At 72.7% G+C, this 18,134-nt stretch carries 16 protein-coding genes; 12 read left to right on the plus strand and 4 right to left on the minus strand.

Features of this window, described 5'->3' with window-relative positions:
* Positions 1–448: 448 nt before the first annotated feature.
* Positions 449–1,453, minus strand: a complete 1,005-nt coding sequence (gene rfbB / locus MXD62_RS32110; RefSeq protein ID WP_071065323.1) for a dTDP-glucose 4,6-dehydratase — start codon at positions 1,451–1,453, stop codon at positions 449–451.
* Between the two features lie 139 nt (positions 1,454–1,592).
* On the opposite strand from rfbB, the gene MXD62_RS32115 reads away from it, so the two are divergent.
* The 3 genes from MXD62_RS32115 (at position 1,593) to MXD62_RS32125 (ending at position 5,060) form a co-directional block, all read left to right on the plus strand.
* Complete coding sequence (locus tag MXD62_RS32115; protein ID WP_248833119.1) at positions 1,593–3,209, plus strand: circularly permuted type 2 ATP-grasp protein; 1,617 nt, start codon at positions 1,593–1,595, stop codon at positions 3,207–3,209.
* The gene (locus MXD62_RS32120) at positions 3,203–4,147 is read left to right on the plus strand and encodes an alpha-E domain-containing protein (protein WP_248833120.1); all 945 of its coding nucleotides are present in this window, start codon (positions 3,203–3,205) and stop codon (positions 4,145–4,147) included. The genes MXD62_RS32115 and MXD62_RS32120 overlap by 7 nt, the downstream gene beginning before the upstream one ends.
* A gap of 67 nt (positions 4,148–4,214) precedes the next feature.
* The gene (locus MXD62_RS32125) at positions 4,215–5,060 is read left to right on the plus strand and encodes a transglutaminase family protein (protein WP_020459702.1); all 846 of its coding nucleotides are present in this window, start codon (positions 4,215–4,217) and stop codon (positions 5,058–5,060) included.
* A gap of 40 nt (positions 5,061–5,100) precedes the next feature.
* Here MXD62_RS32125 and MXD62_RS32130 read toward each other — a convergent pair whose 3' ends face one another.
* Positions 5,101–5,664, minus strand: coding sequence for a YceI family protein (locus MXD62_RS32130; protein ID WP_041253962.1), 564 nt, complete (start codon positions 5,662–5,664; stop codon positions 5,101–5,103).
* A gap of 198 nt (positions 5,665–5,862) precedes the next feature.
* Between MXD62_RS32130 and MXD62_RS32135 the strand changes: the two genes are divergently transcribed.
* Genes MXD62_RS32135 through MXD62_RS32150 form a run of 4 tightly spaced genes read left to right on the plus strand, consistent with a single transcriptional unit; the run spans position 5,863 to position 10,538 of the window.
* Positions 5,863–6,807 (plus strand): ComEA family DNA-binding protein, encoded by a 945-nt coding sequence (locus MXD62_RS32135; RefSeq protein WP_248833121.1) that lies wholly within the window; start codon positions 5,863–5,865, stop codon positions 6,805–6,807.
* On the plus strand, positions 6,807–9,245 hold the full coding sequence (locus MXD62_RS32140; protein WP_248833122.1) for a ComEC/Rec2 family competence protein: 2,439 nt from the start codon (positions 6,807–6,809) through the stop codon (positions 9,243–9,245). The genes MXD62_RS32135 and MXD62_RS32140 overlap by 1 nt, the downstream gene beginning before the upstream one ends.
* Before the next feature lies 1 nt (position 9,246).
* A complete protein-coding gene (holA, locus tag MXD62_RS32145) occupies positions 9,247–10,248 on the plus strand; it encodes a DNA polymerase III subunit delta (RefSeq protein ID WP_112106875.1) in 1,002 nt (333 codons plus the stop codon).
* Positions 10,245–10,538 carry a hypothetical protein gene (locus MXD62_RS32150; RefSeq protein WP_248833123.1) on the plus strand — a complete coding sequence of 98 codons (294 nt, stop codon included), beginning with the start codon at positions 10,245–10,247 and terminating at the stop codon, positions 10,536–10,538. The genes holA and MXD62_RS32150 overlap by 4 nt, the downstream gene beginning before the upstream one ends.
* A gap of 113 nt (positions 10,539–10,651) precedes the next feature.
* On the opposite strand, the gene rpsT is transcribed toward MXD62_RS32150, so the two are convergent.
* The gene (gene rpsT, locus MXD62_RS32155; RefSeq protein ID WP_041253965.1) at positions 10,652–10,921 is read right to left on the minus strand and encodes a 30S ribosomal protein S20; all 270 of its coding nucleotides are present in this window, start codon (positions 10,919–10,921) and stop codon (positions 10,652–10,654) included.
* Positions 10,922–11,182: 261 nt separating this feature from the next.
* Between rpsT and lepA the strand changes: the two genes are divergently transcribed.
* A complete protein-coding gene (gene lepA / locus MXD62_RS32160) occupies positions 11,183–13,042 on the plus strand; it encodes a translation elongation factor 4 (protein WP_071065331.1) in 1,860 nt (619 codons plus the stop codon).
* A 78-nt stretch (positions 13,043–13,120) separates the two neighbouring features.
* Here lepA and MXD62_RS32165 read toward each other — a convergent pair whose 3' ends face one another.
* Positions 13,121–13,288, minus strand: coding sequence for a hypothetical protein (locus MXD62_RS32165; protein ID WP_198145481.1), 168 nt, complete (start codon positions 13,286–13,288; stop codon positions 13,121–13,123).
* Positions 13,289–13,565: 277 nt separating this feature from the next.
* On the opposite strand from MXD62_RS32165, the gene hemW reads away from it, so the two are divergent.
* From hemW to MXD62_RS32185, 4 genes are all read left to right on the plus strand, one after another.
* On the plus strand, positions 13,566–14,795 hold the full coding sequence (gene hemW / locus MXD62_RS32170; RefSeq protein WP_248833124.1) for a radical SAM family heme chaperone HemW: 1,230 nt from the start codon (positions 13,566–13,568) through the stop codon (positions 14,793–14,795).
* A 260-nt stretch (positions 14,796–15,055) separates the two neighbouring features.
* Entirely contained in the window at positions 15,056–16,075 is a 1,020-nt protein-coding gene (gene hrcA, locus MXD62_RS32175; protein ID WP_020459711.1) for a heat-inducible transcriptional repressor HrcA, read from the plus strand.
* Positions 16,075–17,217: a molecular chaperone DnaJ gene (dnaJ, locus tag MXD62_RS32180; RefSeq protein ID WP_020459712.1), complete on the plus strand. Its 1,143-nt coding sequence runs from the start codon at positions 16,075–16,077 to the stop codon at positions 17,215–17,217. The genes hrcA and dnaJ overlap by 1 nt, the downstream gene beginning before the upstream one ends.
* Entirely contained in the window at positions 17,214–17,993 is a 780-nt protein-coding gene (locus MXD62_RS32185) for a 16S rRNA (uracil(1498)-N(3))-methyltransferase (protein ID WP_285224269.1), read from the plus strand. The genes dnaJ and MXD62_RS32185 overlap by 4 nt, the downstream gene beginning before the upstream one ends.
* Positions 17,994–18,134: the final 141 nt, after the last annotated feature.

Raw genomic sequence — 18,134 nt, forward strand, 5'->3', positions numbered from 1 at the left:
GCCGGCCCGGGACACCGGCGACGCCCCCGACATCGCCGATCATGACGCCTTTCCCGATCATGGTGTTCCGCGGCACCCACCGAGCACCACAGAGCGCACCGCGGAGCCGCGGAGCCGCGGAGCCACGGAGCACTGTGGCACCCGGGCCGTCTTCAGCGAGGCGGACAGGCCCAGCTCGACCCGGCCCAGGCCAGGCCAGGCCAGGCCAGGCCAGGCCAGTTCACGCCACATCGCCGGACACCGAGCCGGTGCCGGCCAGCACCCGCGGCGCGCGCTGTTCTCTGTGCCAGGCGATCACGACAGCCGGACCGCCAGTCCGTGACGTAACGCACCCAGAGGTCGACGACCGTATCCGGGGGTGAGCTCGCCGATCGCGGCCGGCAGTGCCTTCCCGGCCCGCTCCATTGATCTTAGGTAGACCGCCGTGGTGCGGATCGGCTCGGGAGGGTCAGCTCTGCCAGGCGGTCTCCGAGACGGGGGAGCGGCCGAGCAGGGGACGCCACCACGCCTCGTTGTCCCGGTACCACCCGATGGTGGCCTTCATCCCGTCCGCGAAGCTGATCCGCGGCTCCCAGCCGAGCGTCGTGCGCAGCTTGCCGGAGTCCAGCAGGTAGCGGCGGTCGTGGGAGGGGCGGTCCGGCACGATCGTCTTCAGCGAGGCGGGCAGGCCCAGCTCGCCGAGGATGAGGTCGGCGATGGTCTCGATGTCGGCCTCGATGCCGGAGCCGACGTGATAGGTCTCACCGACAGCGCCGCGCTCGAGCACCGCTTCGATGGCCCGGCAGTGGTCCACCACGTGCAGCCATTCCCTCCGGTTCTTCGTGGAGGCGTAGAGCGGCAGCGACTGGCCCTGCAGCGCCCGCGTCACGAACAGCGGGATGACCTTCTCCGGGAACTGGAACGGACCGTAGTTGTTCGAGCAGTTGGTGATGGTCACCGGCAGGCCGTAGGTGTACCCGTAGGAGCGGACGGCGTGGTCCGAGCCGGCCTTGGCAGCGTTGTACGGGGTCCGGGGCAGGTAGGGGGAGTCCTCGGTGAAGGCGCCGGGGTCGTCGAGGTCCATGTCGCCGTAGACCTCGCAGGTGGAGATCTGGTGGAAGCGCGCGACCCCGACGGTCCGCGCCGCCTCCAGCAGGGTCTGCGTGCCCATGACGTTGGTGGAGAAGAACTCGCCGGGACGGATGATCGCCAGGCTGTTGTGGGACTCGGCGGCGAAGTTGACCACGACGTCCACACGGTGCTCGCGCAGCGTGGACTCGATGAGCTCACGGTCACGGATGTCGCCATGGACGAACGTGATCCCGTCCTCGAGGTCGGCGAGGTTCTCCCGGCAGCCCGCGTAGGTCAGCGCGTCGAGCGCGACCATGCGGTCGCCGGGGTGCGTCCCCAGCCAGTACCGGACGAAGTTGGACCCGATGAAACCGGCGGCCCCGGTCACCAGCAGAGTCGTCATCGTTCGCCTTTCGGTGCGTCGTTCGGTGCGTCGTCGCATCGGTCGCGCCTACATACTTCCCCATGCCCGCGCGGACCGGGGGCAGGGGCGCGGTCACGACGACATTCGCAGGTAACACGGAGCACCTACGCTCCTCGGCGTGGCGGACCTTTTCGAGGGGTATCCGGTGGAGGTCGCGGCAGCGGCCGCCTGGGACGAGGTCTTCGACGCGGCGCATCGCCCCCGGGAGGTGTACACCGCCCTGCACGACGCGCTGCAGCCGCTGAGCAGCTCCGACCTCGCGGCCCGCAAGATCGCGCTCGACCGTGCCTTCCGGGACGCCGGCATCACCTTCAACCTGTTCGGCGAGGAGCGGCCGTTCCCGCTGGACCTGGTGCCCAGGCTGCTCTCCTGCGACGAGTGGGACGTCATCGAGCGGGGCGTGACCCAGCGGGTGCGCGCGCTCGAGGCGTTTCTCGACGACGTCTACGGGCGCGCCGACGTCCTCGCGGACGGCATCGTGCCCCGCCGGCTGGTGCTGTCCAGCTCGCACTTCCACCGTGCGGCGCACGGCATCGACCCGCCGAACGGCGTCCGCGCGCATGTCAGCGGCATCGACCTGGTGCGGGACGAGCGCGGCGACTTCCGGGTGCTCGAGGACAACGTCCGCGTCCCGTCCGGGGTCAGCTACGTCATCGAGAACCGGCGCGCGATGACCCGGGTGTTCCCGGAGCTGTTCTCCACCCACCGGGTGCGCCCGGTCGCCGACTACGCCACCCACCTGCTGCACGCGCTGCGCGCGGCGGCGCCACCGGAGGTCGCCGACCCGACCGTCGTGGTGCTCACCCCGGGCGTGTACAACTCCGCCTACTTCGAGCATGCGCTGCTGGCCCGCCAGATGGGCGTGGAGCTGGTCGAGGGCCGGGATCTCTCCGTCCGGAACAACCGGGTCACGATGCGCACCACCGAGGGTGACCAGCCGGTACACGTTGTTTACCGCCGGGTCGACGACGACTGGCTCGACCCGCTGCACTTCCGTCCCGAGTCGATGGTCGGCTGCGCGGGGCTGCTCAACGCGGCCCGGGCCGGGAACGTGACGATCGCGAACGCGGTCGGCAACGGGGTCGCCGACGACAAGCTGATGTACACCTATGTCCCGGACCTCATCCGTTACTACCTCGGTGAGGAGCCGGCGCTCGGCAACGTCGACACCTTCCGGCTGGAGGACCCGGACCAGCGCGCCCACGTGCTGGACAACCTCGAGTCCCTGGTGGTCAAGCCGGTCGACGGCTCCGGCGGCAAGGGGATCGTGATCGGCCCGCAGGCCACCGAGGCCGAGCTGGTGGAGCTGCGCGCCCGGGTGCTGGCCGACCCGCGCGGGTGGATCGCGCAACGGGTGGTGAAACTGTCGACCTCGCCGACCCTGGCCGACGACCGCCTCGGGCCGCGCCACGTCGACCTCCGGCCGTTCGCGGTGAACGACGGGAACCGGATCTGGGTGCTGCCCGGCGGGCTGACCCGGGTCGCGCTGCCCCGCGGCAGCCTGGTCGTGAACTCCAGCCAGGGCGGCGGTTCGAAGGACACCTGGGTGCTCGCCCCCGAACGGGTCGCTCCGGAGGGGGCCGCGCTCCTGCGCCGGAGGTCCGGCCTGACGCCGGCGGTCGCCGCCGGGCCCGACCTCGGCCCGCACTCGTCCGACGAGCAGCAGCAACAGCAGTCCGAGCAGCAGAACCAGCAGGCCGACCAGCGGAACCGGCAGGGGGACGGGCTGTGCTGAGCCGTATCGCGGAGTCGCTGTTCTGGATCGGCCGCTACGCGGAGCGGGCCGAGTGCACCGCGCGCATCCTGGACGTCCACGTCCATCGGGTGCTCGAGGACCCGTGGCTGGACGAGACGTCGGCCGGGGCCGAGCTGCTCGCTGTGATGGGTGTCGCCGACCGGTCCGGCCCCGCCGACTCCCGGCACGTCACCGAGGTGCTCGCCTACGAGGCCGCGAACGCCTCCAGCATCCGCGGGTCGCTCTCCGCGGCGCGGGAGAACGCCCGCGGTGCCCGTGTCGTGGTCTCCAGCGACGTGTGGGAATGCCTGAACGCGACCTGGAACGACCTGCCGCACACTGAGGAGCTCGCCCGCCGGATGGGTCCGCACGTGTACTTCCGCTACGTGCGGGAACGCACGGCGATGCTGGCCGGACTGGTCGACGCCACCCTCGCGCGCGACGACGGCTGGCGCTTCCTGGTGCTCGGGCGCAGCCTGGAGCGGGTCGACATGACCGCCCGGCTGCTGTCGTCGAGCATCAGCGACGACCCGAGCTCGCAGAGCTGGGTCAGCCTGCTGCGCTCGTGCGGCGCGCACGAGGCCTACCTGCGCACCTACCGGCGGGCGGTGGACGCGGCCCGGGTCGCGGAGTTCCTGCTGCTGGACCGGCTCTTCCCGCGGTCGATCTACTGGTCGCTGGCGCTCGCGGAGCAGATCCTCGCCGAGCTGGACACCAGCCGCGGCCTGGTCCGGGCGACCGTGGACGACGCCGCCCGGCGCACCGTCGGGCGGGCCCGCACCGAGCTGGAGTTCCGCAGCATCGACGAGCTCGTCGCCGAGATGCCCGACCTGCTGGCCGCCCTGCAACGGACCTGCTCGGCGGTCAGCGCGGCCGTCACCATCCGGTACTTCGCCCGGGACAGCCCGCGCACCTGGGCGAGCGAGGTGCCCGCCTGACGAGGGGCGGAGAACAGCAACGGGCGACAGCTGCGCGCAGCGCCGCACACGAGGGAGACAGGCGACGATGAGCTGGCAGATCCGGATCGAGCACTCGACGGGCTACCGGTACGCCAGCCCGGTGATCTCCTCGTACAACGAGGCCCGGATCATCCCCCAGACCGGGGACCGGCAGCTCACACTCGAGGCCACCGTCCGCACCGAGCCGTCCTCGTCCACCTACCGCTACTGGGACTACTGGGGGACCCAGGTCACCGCGTTCGACCTGCACACCCCGCACACCGAGCTGATCGTCACCGGGCGCTCGGTCGTGCAGACGGCGCCCGCGCCGGCGCGGCCCACGGACGTCCCCGGCTGGGACGGCCTCACCGATGACCGCGTCTCGGACCGGTTCGTCGAGTTCGTCCGGCCCACCGTCTCGACGCCGGAGCACCCGGAGCTGCTGGCCGCCGCCCGCGAGCTCGCCGCCGCCAACACCCCCGCGGACTTCCTGCCCGCGGTCGGTGACTGGGTGCGGGAGAAGCTGCGCTACCAGCCTGGCACGACCGAGGTGCGCACCTCGGCCGTCGAGGCGTGGCAGCAGGGGGTGGGCGTGTGCCAGGACTTCGCCCACCTGGCGCTCGTCCTGATGCGCGCCGCCGGCATGCCGGCCCGCTACGTGTCGGGCTACCAGCACCCGTCGGCGGACGCCGCGGTGGGCGAGACCGTCAGCGGGCAGAGCCATGCCTGGGTCGAGGGCTGGCTGGGTGAGTGGTGGGGCTTCGACCCGACCAACGGCGTGCCCGCGGGCGAGCAGCATGTAGTGGTCGCCCGCGGGCGGGACTACAACGACGTCCCACCGATGTTCGGCGTCTACTCCGGTGGTGCCTCGACGTCCCTGGGCGTGACCGTCTCGGTGACCCGCCTGGGCTGAGCGGCGCTGGCGAGCCGGGCGGTCGGGAGGACCTGGGCGGTCAGGAGGACTTGATGGCCGAGACGTCCAGCTCGATCTTGACCTTGTCGCTGATGAGCACGCCACCCGTCTCGAGAACGGCGTTGTACGTGAGGCCGAAGTCCTTGCGGCTGATGCTCGTGGTGCCGGTGAAGCCCGCCCGGACGTTGCCGAACGGGTCCTTGGAGCTGCCCTCGAAGGTGATCGCGAGCTCGACCGGCCGGGTCACCCCGCGGATCGTGAGGTCGCCGGCGAGGACGTAACTGTCCTCGTCCTTGCCGAGCTTCGCGCCGGTGCTGACGAAGGTGATGGTCGGGAACTGCGCGACGTCGAGCAGGTCGGGCGACTTCACGTGCCCGTCGCGGTCGGCGACGCCGGTGTCGAAGCTGGCGGTGTCGATGGTCACCGACGCGGTGGACGCGGTCGGGTTCGCGCCGTCGAGCTCCAGGGTGCCCTGCACGGAGGTGAACTGTCCGCGGACCGTCGTGACCATCGCGTGGCGTGCGGCGAAGCCGATCCGGGTGTGCGCGGGGTCGAGCGTCCAGGTGCCGGTGAGGTCGGCCAGGACGGGAGCGGGAGCGGTCATCGTGTTCTCCTCGGAGTGTGTGAGCTGAGACCGGGGCTGCTGGGTGGTGCCGCCGTGCACGTTACTTGCGTGCGCAACCAACGTGGACGGCGGGTCATTCCATCTCCCTGCGTCCCGCGTGCCTGTGGATGAGAACCGGTCGTCCACATCCGCTCCGCATCGGCTCGGACGAACCCTCCCAGCTCCTACCTTGCGTGCATGACTCGAAGCTCCTCGCATCTGTCCCGGGGTGATGACCGGGGTGACGACTGGCCGCTGGCCGGCCTGGACGGCGGCGACCCGGATGGCTGGGACCAGGACAGCTGGGACCAGGACGGCGGGGCCTGGGGTGACGACGGGGAACGGGACGCGGGCCGGGCGGACACTCGGGGCTCGCGGGTGCGGCGGGCCGTCGCCGCTCGCCTCCCGCCGACGCTGCGCGACGCGGTGCTCGCCCCGACGGCCCGGGCGGCGCTGGTGCTGGTGTTGGTCGCCGTCGCGGCGGCGGCCGTGGCCGGCTGGCTGACCTGGCGCGACCGGCCGGTGGCCCTCCAGCCGAGCGCGGCGGCGGTCGGTGATTCGGGGCCCGGTGAGTCCGCGCGCGGGCCAGGCGGGTCCGCGACCGCGGCCGCGGAGCTCGCCCGGAACCCGGCGGAGCCGGCGGCGGGCGAGACGGCGCCGACCGCGGCGCCGGAGGTCGTCGTGGACGTCGCCGGCCGTGTGGCGCGCCCCGGGGTCGTGCGCCTGCCGGCCGGATCCCGGGTCGTGGACGCCGTGGAGCGGGCCGGCGGTGTGCTGCCCGGCACCGACACGACGGGACTGGCACTGGCCAGGGTCCTCACGGACGGTGAGCAGGTCCTCGTCGACGGGCGGCCGGGTCCCGCCCCGCCGCCTCCGGAGGCGGCCGGTGGCGGCTCGCCCTCCGGATCGTCAGCCGGTTCGGCCGGCGGTTCCGCGGTTGGTTCGGCGGGCCGGCCGCTGAATCTGAACACCGCCACGGTGGAACAGCTCGACGCCCTGCCCGGGGTGGGTCCCGTGCTGGCCCAGCGGATCATCGACTGGCGGGCGGCGAACGGGCCCTTCACCTCGCCCGACCAGCTCGGTGAGGTCTCCGGTGTCGGTGACCGGCGGCTGGCGGACCTGCTGCCCCTGGTGACGGCCTGATGGTCGCCGTCGCGATGGAGACCGGGCTCGGCCTGCCGAGCGGCTCCGATGCGGCGAGCGGCGGTCGGCTGGACCTCCGCCTGGTCGGTCCTGCCGTCGCGGTCTGGGGCGGGGCGGCCGCGGCGGGGCACTGGGGCTTCGGATCGGTGCTTCTCGGCGCCGCCGGCCTGGTGCTGTGTGCGTGCCCGGTGGGGGTGCTGATCGCGCTGCGTCAGGGTCCCGGCGGCCGGCTCGGCCGGCCGGGAGCGCTGGTGGCGTTCGTCACCCTGGCGTTCCTCGCGGCCGGCGTTCTCGTGGGCGGGGCGGCCGCGCGGCCCCGGTTCACCGGCCCGCTCGCCGAGATGGCCCGGGCCCACCGGACCGTCAACGCCGAGGTCGTCCTGAGCGACGACCCGAAGATCTCGGCGGCGGCGGCGCCGGCTGCGACTTCGGGCCCGCGGGAGGGGCCGACGGTCACCGCCCGGGCTCGACTCGAGGCCGTGACCGGGCCCGGCCGCCGGCTGCGGGCCTCCGTGCCCGTGCTCCTGGTGGGGCGCGGCTCGGATCTCGCGAACTACCTGCCGGGGCAGCGGCTCGGCGTCCGCGCCGGGCTGGCGCCGGCGGGTCCGGGCGACACGATCGCGGCGGTTCTGTTCGTCCGGGCACCGCCACGGGCACGGGGGCGCCCGGCCGCCGTGCAACGGGCCGCCGGGTGGCTGCGGGCCGGCCTACGGGACGCCGCCGACGTGGTGCCCCAGCCCGCCGGCGGGCTGCTGCCGGCACTGGTCGTCGGTGACACCTCGGGCCTTGATCCCGGGCTGAAGGACGACTTTCGCACCGCCGGGATGAGCCATCTGACCGCGGTGTCCGGTGCCAATCTGGCGATTACCGCGGGGACGGTGCTGTTCCTGCTCGGGCGGCTCCGGCTCGGGGCCCGTTCCAGGGCGGTCGCCGCGGCCCTGGTCCTCGTCGGGTTCGTGATCCTGGCCCGGCCGTCCGCCAGCGTGGTCCGGGCCGGTGCCATGGGCCTGGTCGGCCTGGTCGCGCTCGCCGCGGGTCGGCCCCGCGCGGTGCTGGCGGCGCTGGCCACCGCGGTCATCGCCGTCGTGATGGCGGCTCCGGCGTTCGCGCTGTCGGCCGGGTTCGCCCTGTCGGTGCTCGCGACGACCGGGATGATCGTGTGGGGGCCCGGCTGGAGTGACGCGCTGGAGCGCGGCCGCGCTGTCGGCCGGCTCGGCGAGGTCGTGGCAGTGGCCGCCGCCGCCCAGCTTGCCTGTACGCCGGTGCTGGCCTGGCTCGGCGGGGGCATCAGCATTGTCGCGATCCCGGCCAACGTGGTGGCGGCGCCGGCGGTCGCGCCCGCCACCGTGCTCGGCGTGTCGGCGATGGCCGTCGCCGCCGTCAACGACCCGGTCGCCGCGCTGCTCGCGCGGCTCGCGGGGCTGGCCTGCCGCTGGCTCGTGCTGGTCGCGGACGTGGCCGCCGGCGTCCCCGCGGCCACGATCGGCTGGCCGGCGGGGCTCGTGGGGGCGGCCACCGCGCTCGGCTGCGTCGTACTGGTGGTGGCCCTGGCGCGCCGGCGCCCCACCCGCTGGCTGCTGGTGTCGGCGGTGGTGGGCCTGCTGGCGGCTCGGGTGCTCCTGCTGCCGAGGCTGGCGGGCTGGCCGCCGCCCGGCTGGCGGCTCGTTGCCTGCGATGTGGGCCAGGGCGACGGCCTGGTCCTGCGCGCCGGGCCGGCCTCGGCGGTCGTGGTCGACGTGGGTCCCGACCCGGCGCTGATCGCCGCCTGCCTGGATGACCTCGGAGTACGCGAGGTGCCGCTGCTCATGCTCACCCATCTGCACGCGGATCACGCCGCCGGCCTCAGCGGGGTGGTGGGCCGGCTGCCGGTGGGGGAACTGGTGGTGAGCCCGCTGCCCGAGCCGGCCGACCAGTGGGACGCGGTCGAGCGCGCGGCGCGGGCGGCGGGCGTGCCGGTGCGGGCCGTCACCGCCGGCGCCGCGGGGGAGACCGGAGCGGTCCGCTGGCGGGTGATCGGCCCGGAACGGGTCCTGCGGGGCACGGCCAGCGATCCGAACAACGCCAGCCTTGTGGTCCTGGCAGCGGTCGGCGGCGTGACGATACTGCTCACCGGGGATGCCGAGCCGCCGGAGCAGCGGCAGGTGGCGCGGCGCGGTCTCGGGCCCGTCGACGTGCTCAAGGTGGCTCACCACGGCTCCGAGGACCAGCTGCCGGAGTTCCTCACCCGGACCGGCGCCGAGGTGGCGCTGATCAGCGTCGGCGTCGACAACACCTACGGGCATCCCGCGCCGAGCACGCTGGCCGGCCTGCGCGCGGCCGGGATGGCGGTGGCCCGCACCGACCTGCACGGCACGGTGGCCGTCGTCGAGACGGCCGCCGGTGGCGTCCGGGCGGTGGCTCGCCGGGCCGGCCCGCGAGGGGGCGGGGCCGGCTCGTGACATGCTGATCCACGTGCCGCCGCCCTCCGCCCCGCCACCGCTGGTCGTCGTGAGCGGCGACGAGGACCTCCTCGTCGCACGGGCCGTCCGGGAGGTGCTCGACGCCGCAAGGGCCCGTGATCCGGAGGTCGAGGTGGTCGACCGGTCACCCGGCGAGCTGACCGAGGCCGACATGATCGATCTCGGCGCCACCTCGATGTTCGGGGGTGGCCGGGTGCTGGTGGTTCGGGGTGCTGCCGACCTGGCGGAGGATCTGCGCGACGCGCTGTTGGCCTACGTGGCCCACCCGCTCGACGATGTGGTCCTCGTTGTGGTCCACAGCGGCGTGGTGAAGAACCGCAAGCTCGTCGACGCGATGAAGAAGGCCGGCGCCCGGGTCATGCCCGCGGCGAAGATCACCCGTCCGCGCGACCGGCACGACTTCGTGATCGCGGAGATCCGCCGGCTTGGCGGGCGGATGACCGACGAGGCGGTCCGTGCCCTGCTCGACGCGGTCGGCGGTGACCTGCGCGAGATCGCGGCGGTGTGCGACCAGCTCGTCGCCGACACCGCCGGGGTGATCGACGAGTCGGCGGTCGCCCGCTACCACCGGGGCCGGGCCGAGGCGAGCGGGTTCGCGGTCGCGGACGCCGCCGTCGCCGGCGATCTGGCTGGCGCGCTGACCCTGCTGCGGCAGGCGCTCGAGGGCGGGACGGCACCCGTCCTGGTCACCAGCGCCATCGCCGGCGGGCTGCGTGACCTCGCCCGGGTGTCCGCCGTGGGCGGCGGGTCCAAGTGGGACGTCGCCAAGGCCCTCGGCATGCCGGACTGGAAGGTCGAGCGCGCCCAGCGCGCGGCCCGGAGCTGGTCGGACGCGGGGCTGGCCCGGGCGATCCGGGCGGTCGCGGTCGCCGACGCCGGGGTCAAGGGCGCCGCCGTGGACGCCGGGTACGCCCTGGAACGGCTCCTCCACGAGGTCACCCAGGCGCGAGGCCGGGGCGAGTATGCCGGGCGGGCGCGGTGAACGACTCGGCGGGCCGGCACGGCGGCCCAGGGCGCGGCGAGCGGGACGAGCCCGGCCACGACGACTACGAGGTGCAGCCCGGGGGGATGCTCGGCCTTCGGGTGCTCCCGGCGGGCTGGATGCGCGGCGTGCTCGGCACGGTGACCGCCCTGGTGACGCTGGTGATCGCCATGGGGGACCTGGCCAGCGCCTGGGTGCTGCTGGTGCTGCCGGCCACCGTCGCGGCGCTGGTGGCGTATGCCGAGAACCTCGAACGGGTGCTGGGCCCGGCTGCTGACCCCGAGGACTGACGACTTAGGGGCGTCCGGGACGCGTCAAAGACCGGGGCCCGTCTGGCGGGTTGCCCGGTCTTCGAACGAAGTCTGTGATGAACCTGACGCGGGCGCGGATGCCCGCGGTCGGGTCAGGAGGCGCTGATCTCCGCGTTGGCCTTGGCGAGCGCCGACTTGCGGTTGGCGGCCTGGTTGGGGTGGATGACACCCTTGCTGGCGGCCTTGTCGAGCTTCTTGGAGGCGATGCGGAGGGCGCTCTCGGCGCGCTCGACGTCCCCGGCCTCGACGGCGTCGCGGAAGCGACGGACGTGCGTCTTCAGCTCGGACTTCACGGCCTTGTTGCGCAGCCGTCGCTTCTCGTTGGTGAGGTTGCGCTTGATCTGCGACTTGATGTTGGCCACGCGAGAGAACCTCTGAGTTTCGAGTCGGGATGGTACGAGAGTGCCGGGAGGCACCGACGTTATCAAACCAGCGTGCCGGGGCGGTGGTGCGGGCGCGGCCACGCGGGCGGGCGCGGCGCGCCTGGCACGATGGGGGCCTGGCACGATGAAGGACTCGAGTCCGTGCACATGACAGTCCGTGCACATGACAGTCCGTGCACACGGCGCCAGCCGGACCGAGTGCCCGACAGACCGACGAGCAGCGAAACGAGACCAGCCCGCGTGTCCGAAGCCCCGCACGAGGCCTCCGGCGTCGACCCCGCGTCGATCCGCAACTTCTGCATCATCGCCCACATCGACCACGGCAAGTCCACGCTTGCCGACCGCATGCTGGGTGTGACCGGTGTGGTCGAGGCGCGCAACATGCGCGCGCAGTACCTCGACCGGATGGACATCGAGCGCGAGCGCGGCATCACGATCAAGGCGCAGAACGTCCGGCTGCCCTGGCGGGCCGACGACGGTCAGGACTACGTCCTGCACCTCATCGACACGCCCGGCCACGTGGACTTCACCTACGAGGTGAGCCGGTCGCTCGCGGCCTGTGAGGGTGCGGTGCTGCTGGTCGACGCGGCCCAGGGCATCGAGGCGCAGACGCTCGCCAACCTCTACCTGGCGATCGAGAACGACCTGACGATCATCCCGGTGCTGAACAAGATCGACCTGCCGGCCGCGCAGCCGGAGAAGTACGCCGCGGAGATCTCCTCGATCATCGGCTGCGACCCGGGCGACGTCCTCAAGGTCTCCGGCAAGACCGGCCAGGGCGTCCCGGAGCTGCTCAACGAGATCGTCCGCCGTATCCCGGCGCCGAGTGGCGACCCGGACGGCCCGCTCCGGGCAATGATCTTCGACAGCGTGTACGACATCTACCGCGGTGTGATCACCTATGTCCGGGTGGTCGACGGGTCGCTCAGCACCCGTGACCGTTGCCTGATGATGTCCACCGGGACCAGCCACGAGACTCTCGAGGTCGGTGTCATCTCGCCGGAGCCCCAACCGACAGGGTCGCTGTCGGCAGGTGAGGTCGGCTATGTCATCCCCGGTGTGAAGGACGTCCGCCAGGCCCGTGTCGGGGACACGATCACCTCGGCGCGCCGCCCGGCCACGGAGATGCTCGGCGGCTACCGGGACCCGCGTCCGATGGTCTACTCGGGGCTGTATCCCCTGGACGGCAGCGAGTACCCGGCGCTGCGCGAGGCGCTGGACAAGCTGCAGCTCAACGACGCGGCGCTCACCTTCGAGCCGGAGACGTCGGCGGCGCTGGGGTTCGGCTTCCGGTGTGGCTTCCTCGGGCTGCTCCATCTGGAGATCGTCCGGGAGCGGCTGGAGCGGGAGTTCGACCTCACGCTCATCTCGACGGCCCCCAACGTGGTCTACCGGGTCGTCATGGAGGACACGTCCGAGGTCACGGTGACCAACCCCAGCGACTGGCCCGGCGGCAAGATCGCCGAGGTGTACGAGCCGGTCGTGGATGCGATGCTGCTGCTGCCCACCGACTTCGTCGGCGCCGTGATGGAGCTGTGTCAGGGCCGGCGCGGCGTGCTCAAGGGGATGGACTACATCTCCACCGACCGGGTGGAGCTGAAGTACACGCTGCCGCTCGGTGAGATCATCTTCGACTTCTTCGACGCGCTGAAGTCGCGCACCCGCGGCTACGCCAGCCTCGACTACGAGCCCGCCGGCGAGCAGGCCTCGGACCTGGTCAAGGTGGACATCCTCCTGCAGGGCGAGGCGGTGGACGCGTTCTCGGCGATCGTGCACCGGGAGAAGGCCTACTCCTACGGAGTGGCGATGACCTCGAAGCTGCGGGAGCTGATTCCCCGCCAGCAGTTCGAGGTGCCGATCCAGGCGGCCATCGGCAGCCGGATCATCGCCCGGGAGAACATCCGCGCCATCCGCAAGGACGTCCTCGCCAAGTGCTACGGCGGTGACATCAGCCGTAAGCGGAAGCTGCTGGAGAAGCAGAAGGAGGGCAAGAAGCGGATGAAGACCATCGGCCGGGTGGAGGTCCCGCAGGAGGCGTTCATCGCGGCACTGTCCACGACCGAGAGCCCGAAGGCGCCGGCGCCCAAGACCGGGCGGTAGCGGCGCGGTGGTCCGCGCCGTGCGAGCGGCACGGCGGCCCGGCCGGCCCTTCGCGGGCCGGGCGCGGGCGGGCGGCCGTCAGACGTTCTCGGGAGCCGCGGCGATCCGGGGAAGCCGGATCGGTTCGGTGGCCGGTTCGGCTTGGGCGAAGCCCAGGGCGAGGACGGATCCCGACCGGTACTCGGTGGTATGTGGGGGTAGAAGTTCCTCGATGGTCACGAGGGCACTGGTGGGCTCCTCTTGCATGGTCGAATCATTTCGTACCGACCTCGACTGATCCATGACCAATCGCCCACGATTTGACCCTGCGATTGTCAACAGACCACAAACTGGGTGATTCTGGGTGGTCGGTGGCGTCGTGCCGCCGGTGTCGGCCCGGTGATGGCCCGTAAGGGCGGCGCGCCGGGGCGTCTTGTCCGTTCCTGGTCCCGATGTCGTCCGAGGCCGGCAAAATGACGGTCTCCGGGCACGTTGACAAACAGAGCGTTGCGGTCTCGGCACGCGTTGGGGGCACACTGGGGACATGCCATCCAAGCCTCTCGAGGGGGCGCCGGCACCCGTCGACGGCGCACTCCCCGACGCCGCGCTCACCGAGGTCGGGATCCGGCCATTCGGTGTCTACGTGCACGTGCCGTACTGCGCGGCACGCTGCGGGTACTGCGACTTCAACACCTATACCCCGGCCGAGCTCGGCGCGGGCGGCCAGGGTGGGGCCGCCTCGTTCGTCGACTCGGTGGCCACCGAGGCCCGGCTGGCCCGTTCGGTCCTGGGCGAGCGGGACCTGACGGTCTCGACAGTCTTCGTCGGCGGCGGCACCCCGACGCTGCTGCCGGCCGCCGACCTGGCCAAGGTCCTGCGGGTCCTGGACGACACCTTCGGCCTGGCCGGCGACGCGGAGGTCACCACCGAGGCCAACCCGGAGTCCGTCGACCGGGAGACTCTCGAACAGCTCCGGGCGAGTGGGTACACGCGGATCTCGTTCGGAATGCAGAGTGCCCGCCCGCACGTGCTCACGGCGCTGGACCGGCGGCACACCCCCGGCCGGGTGCCCGAGGTGGTCGGATGGGCGCGGTCCGCCGGGTTCCGCCAGCTCAGCCTCGACCTCATCTACGGCGCGCCGGGGGAGTCCGAGAGCGACTGGGCGGCGAGCCTGGACACGGTGATCGAGCTCGCGCCCGACCACGTCAGCGCCTACGCCCTGACCGTGGAGGAGGGCACCAAGCTCTCCCGCCGGGTGCGCCGCGGCGAGCTGCTGGAGCCGGACGACGACCTGCTCGCCGATCGCTACCTGCAGGCCGACGAGGCGCTCGCCGCCGCCGGCCTGACCAACTACGAGGTCAGCAACTGGGCGCGCGACCAGTCCTCCTGGTGCCGCCACAACATGGGCTACTGGCGGGGCGACGACTGGTGGGGGCTGGGGCCGGGCGCCCACAGCCACGTGGGCGGCGTCCGCTGGTGGAACGTCCGCCACCCGACCGAGTACGCCACCCGGGTCGGTGCCGGCCACAGCCCGGCCGCCGGCCGCGAGGTGCTCGACGCCCAGGCCCGCCGGGTCGAGCGGGTCATGCTGGGGGTCCGCCTCGTCGAGGGGCTGGGCGTCGACGCGCTGGGCGAGCAGGCGCTGGACGTCGCCGCCGAGCTTGCGGCGGACGGCCTCATCGTCGCGGACGTCCTCGCGCAGGGCCGGGTGGCCCTCACCCGCCGTGGCCGGCTGCTGACCGACACGGTCGTCCGCGCCCTGTTGCCCGACTGAGCGTCCCGCCACCCACCCGGGCGGTGACCCGTGGTCGGAGGATCTCCGTGTGTCCTCGGACGCGGGTCTGCTCACGATGGCTGCCCCGACCTGGGTGGGAAGCTACACTTGGCACTCACGGCGGCCGAGTGCCAGGACCGGGTTACCAGTAGGGCCGGGTTACCAGTGGGACAGGGTGACCGGTAACACAGGGTGACCGGTCCGGCGCGCGCCGCCAGCCCCGCCTGGCTTACCGAAACCGGCGAAGGGGGTGTGGCCACGTGTTGGAGGAACGGCGGCTGGAGGTGCTGCGGGCGATCGTCGAGGATTTCGTGCTCAGCAACGAGCCGGTGGGATCCAAGACGTTGGCCGAGCGGCACGCTCTGGGCGTGTCGCCCGCCACGGTGCGCAACGACATGTCGGCCCTCGAGGAAGAGGGCTACATCACGCAGCCGCACACCAGCGCGGGCCGCATCCCGACAGACAAAGGCTATCGCCTCTTCGTCGACCGGCTCTCCGGCGTCAAGCCGCTGTCGCGCGCCGAGCGCCGGGCCATCCAGAGCTTCCTGGAGGGCGCGGTCGACCTCGACGACGTGGTGCGGCGGTCGGTGCGCCTGCTCGCGCAACTCACACGTCAGGTGGCTGTGGTCCAGTACCCCTCACTCTCGTCCAGCAGCGTCCGACACATCGAGATCGTCACACTCAACCCGAACCGCCTGCTCCTGGTACTGATCACGGACACAGGCCGGGTTGAGCAGCGGGTGGTGGACATTCCCACCCCGGTCGACGACGGCGTGGTCGGCGAGCTGCGCGGCCTGTTGAACGGCTCGCTGCGGGGCCGCCGTGTGGTCGACGCCACAGAGGTCGCGGCGGACCTGCCCGAGACCGTCCGGCCGGATCTGCGTCCGCACCTGACGACGCTCACCACCGTGGTGCTCGAGGCCCTCCTGGAGCGGCAGGAGGAGCGGGTCGCGCTGGCCGGTACCGCCAACCTCACACGCTCCTCGGTCGACTTCGCCGACTCGCTGCGGTTCATTCTGGAGGCACTCGAGGAGCAGGTCGTGCTCCTCAAACTGATCGGTTCAGCCCGGGAGACCGGTACTGTGACGGTGCGCATCGGGCGTGAGACGGATGTGGACGCCCTCCGCTCAACGTCGGTAATCGCCACTGGGTACGGTCTCGGCCCGGCGGTGCTGGGCGGAATGGGAGTCGTCGGCCCGATGCGGATGGACTATCCGGGAACGATGGCGGCCGTACGAGCCGTCGCCAAGTACGTGGGTGAACTCTTGGGTGCCGACTGATGGCAGTGGATTATTACGCGACGCTCGGTGTGCGGCGTGACGCCACCGGTGACGAGATCAAGCGGGCTTACCGCAAGCTGGCCCGGGAGCTGCATCCGGACGTCAATCCGGACCCGGAGGCGCAGCAGCGGTTCAGGAACGTGACGAACGCCTACGAGGTCCTCTCGGACCCCGAGAAGCGGCAGATCGTCGACCTCGGTGGTGACCCGCTCGCGCCCGGTGGTGGCGCGGCCGGCGCCGGTTCGCCGTTCGGTGCCGGTTTCGGCGGCCTCGGCGACATCATGGACGCCTTCTTCGGCGGTGGGGCCAGCCGCGGCCCGCGCTCGAGGGTGCGCCGTGGGAACGACGCGCTGCTGCGGCTCGAGCTCGACCTGGCCGAGACCGCGTTCGGCGCCACCCGGGACATCACCGTCGACACGGCCGTGGTGTGCGCGACCTGTACCGGCGCGGGCGCCGCGCCCGGCACGCAGCCGTCGACCTGCTCGACCTGCCACGGCCGTGGCGAGGTCCAGCAGGTGACCCGCTCGTTCCTCGGCCAGATGGTGACCTCACGGCCCTGCCCGCGCTGCTCCGGCACCGGAACGGTCATCGAGCACCCCTGCCGGGACTGCTCCGGTGACGGCCGCGTCCGCAAGCGCCGGACCCTGACGGTGAAGATCCCCTCGGGCGTCGAGGACGGCATGCGCATCCGGCTGTCCGGCGAGGGTGAGGTCGGCCCCGGCGGCGGGCCGCCCGGCGACCTGTACGTCGAGGTCTCCGAGCGTCAGCACGCGGTCTTCAGCCGGGAGGGCGACGACCTCCACTGCGACCTTCGCCTGCCGATGACCGCCGCGGCCCTGGGCACGATGGCGACGCTGGAGACCCTCGACGGTTCCGAGACGATCACGGTGAAGCCGGGCACCCAGCCCGGCGAGGTGCTCAGGCTCGCCGGGCGCGGTGTTCCGCACCTGCGCGCGGTGGGGCGCGGGCACCTGCACATCCACATCGTCGTCGAGACGCCGACGAAGCTCGACGCCGAGCAGGAACGCCTCCTGCGGGAGCTGGCGAAGCTGCGTGAGGAGGAGACGCCGGCGGTGGTCGGCGGGTCCTCCAGCGGGTCCGGCCTGTTCTCCCGGCGCCGTGGCGGTCGGCGCAACCGCTGACCGCGCCCGTCTTCCGCCTGGACCCGCTGCCGTCGGCCGACGTCTTCGTGCTGGGCGGCCCCGAGGGCCGGCACGCCGCGACGGTGCGCCGGCTGCGGGTGGGCGAGCGCCTGGACGTCACCGACGGCGCCGGTGCCGCGCTGGAGTGCGAGGTCCGGTCGGTTGGCCGCGACGAGCTCGAATGCGTCGTCCTGCGCCGGCGGTCGCCGGGCGCGGCCGGGCCCCGGCTGGTGGTGGCGCAGGCCCTGGCCAAGGGCGACCGTGGGGAGCTGGCGGTCGAGATGCTCACCGAGATCGGGGTCGACGAGATCGTGCCCTGGGCGGCCTCGCGCTGCGTCGTCCGCTGGGACGGGGAACGCGGCGAGCGGTCGCGCGCCAGGTGGACCCGCACCGCCCAGGAGGCGGCCAAGCAGTCGCGCCGGCACGCCTGGCCGCTGGTCGGCCCGTTGGCGGGCACCGCGGCGCTCGCCGAGCGCGCGCGCCGGGCGGCGCTCGCCGTCGTGCTGCACGAGACGGCGACGACGCCGCTGGCCGGGCTCGCGCGTGCCCTGCAGCCGGCGTTCGCGGTCGAGCCGGTGCCCGCGGTCGAGCCGGAGATCGGCGAGATTCTGCTGGTCGTGGGCCCGGAGGGCGGTGTGGCCGACGGTGAGCTCGAGGCGCTCACGGCCGCCGGCGCGGTGGCTGGCAGGCTCGGCCCGACGGTGCTGCGGACGTCCACGGCAGGCGTGGTCGCGGCGGCCGTGGTACTCGCCGACATCGGTCGGCTGGGCGGATAGACTCGAGATCGGCCGGTAACGTGTCGGCCCCGCCCCGGGTGGCACAGCTGGCCGGTGGCGTGGTTGGTGTGGCACAGCATGGCTGGCGTGGCACAGCGTGGCTTGTTCGCAGTTTCGACCTGGTCCTCGGTGGCCGAGGCA

Origin of the sequence: Frankia sp. Mgl5, from assembly GCF_023242985.1 — a bacterium.
Taxonomy (GTDB): domain Bacteria; phylum Actinomycetota; class Actinomycetes; order Frankiales; family Frankiaceae; genus Parafrankia; species Parafrankia soli.

Coding starts and splice junctions, on each gene's coding strand:
- MXD62_RS32125 (WP_020459702.1), top strand. CDS start 4,215: ATGAGCTGGCAGATCCGGATCGAGCACTCGACGGGCTACCGGTACGCC.
- MXD62_RS32140 (WP_248833122.1), top strand. CDS start 6,807: ATGGTCGCCGTCGCGATGGAGACCGGGCTCGGCCTGCCGAGCGGCTCC.
- rfbB (WP_071065323.1), bottom strand. CDS start 1,453: ATGACGACTCTGCTGGTGACCGGGGCCGCCGGTTTCATCGGGTCCAAC.
- MXD62_RS32135 (WP_248833121.1), top strand. CDS start 5,863: ATGACTCGAAGCTCCTCGCATCTGTCCCGGGGTGATGACCGGGGTGAC.
- holA (WP_112106875.1), top strand. CDS start 9,247: ATGCTGATCCACGTGCCGCCGCCCTCCGCCCCGCCACCGCTGGTCGTC.
- MXD62_RS32130 (WP_041253962.1), bottom strand. CDS start 5,664: ATGACCGCTCCCGCTCCCGTCCTGGCCGACCTCACCGGCACCTGGACG.
- MXD62_RS32165 (WP_198145481.1), bottom strand. CDS start 13,288: ATGCAAGAGGAGCCCACCAGTGCCCTCGTGACCATCGAGGAACTTCTA.
- hemW (WP_248833124.1), top strand. CDS start 13,566: ATGCCATCCAAGCCTCTCGAGGGGGCGCCGGCACCCGTCGACGGCGCA.
- dnaJ (WP_020459712.1), top strand. CDS start 16,075: ATGGCAGTGGATTATTACGCGACGCTCGGTGTGCGGCGTGACGCCACC.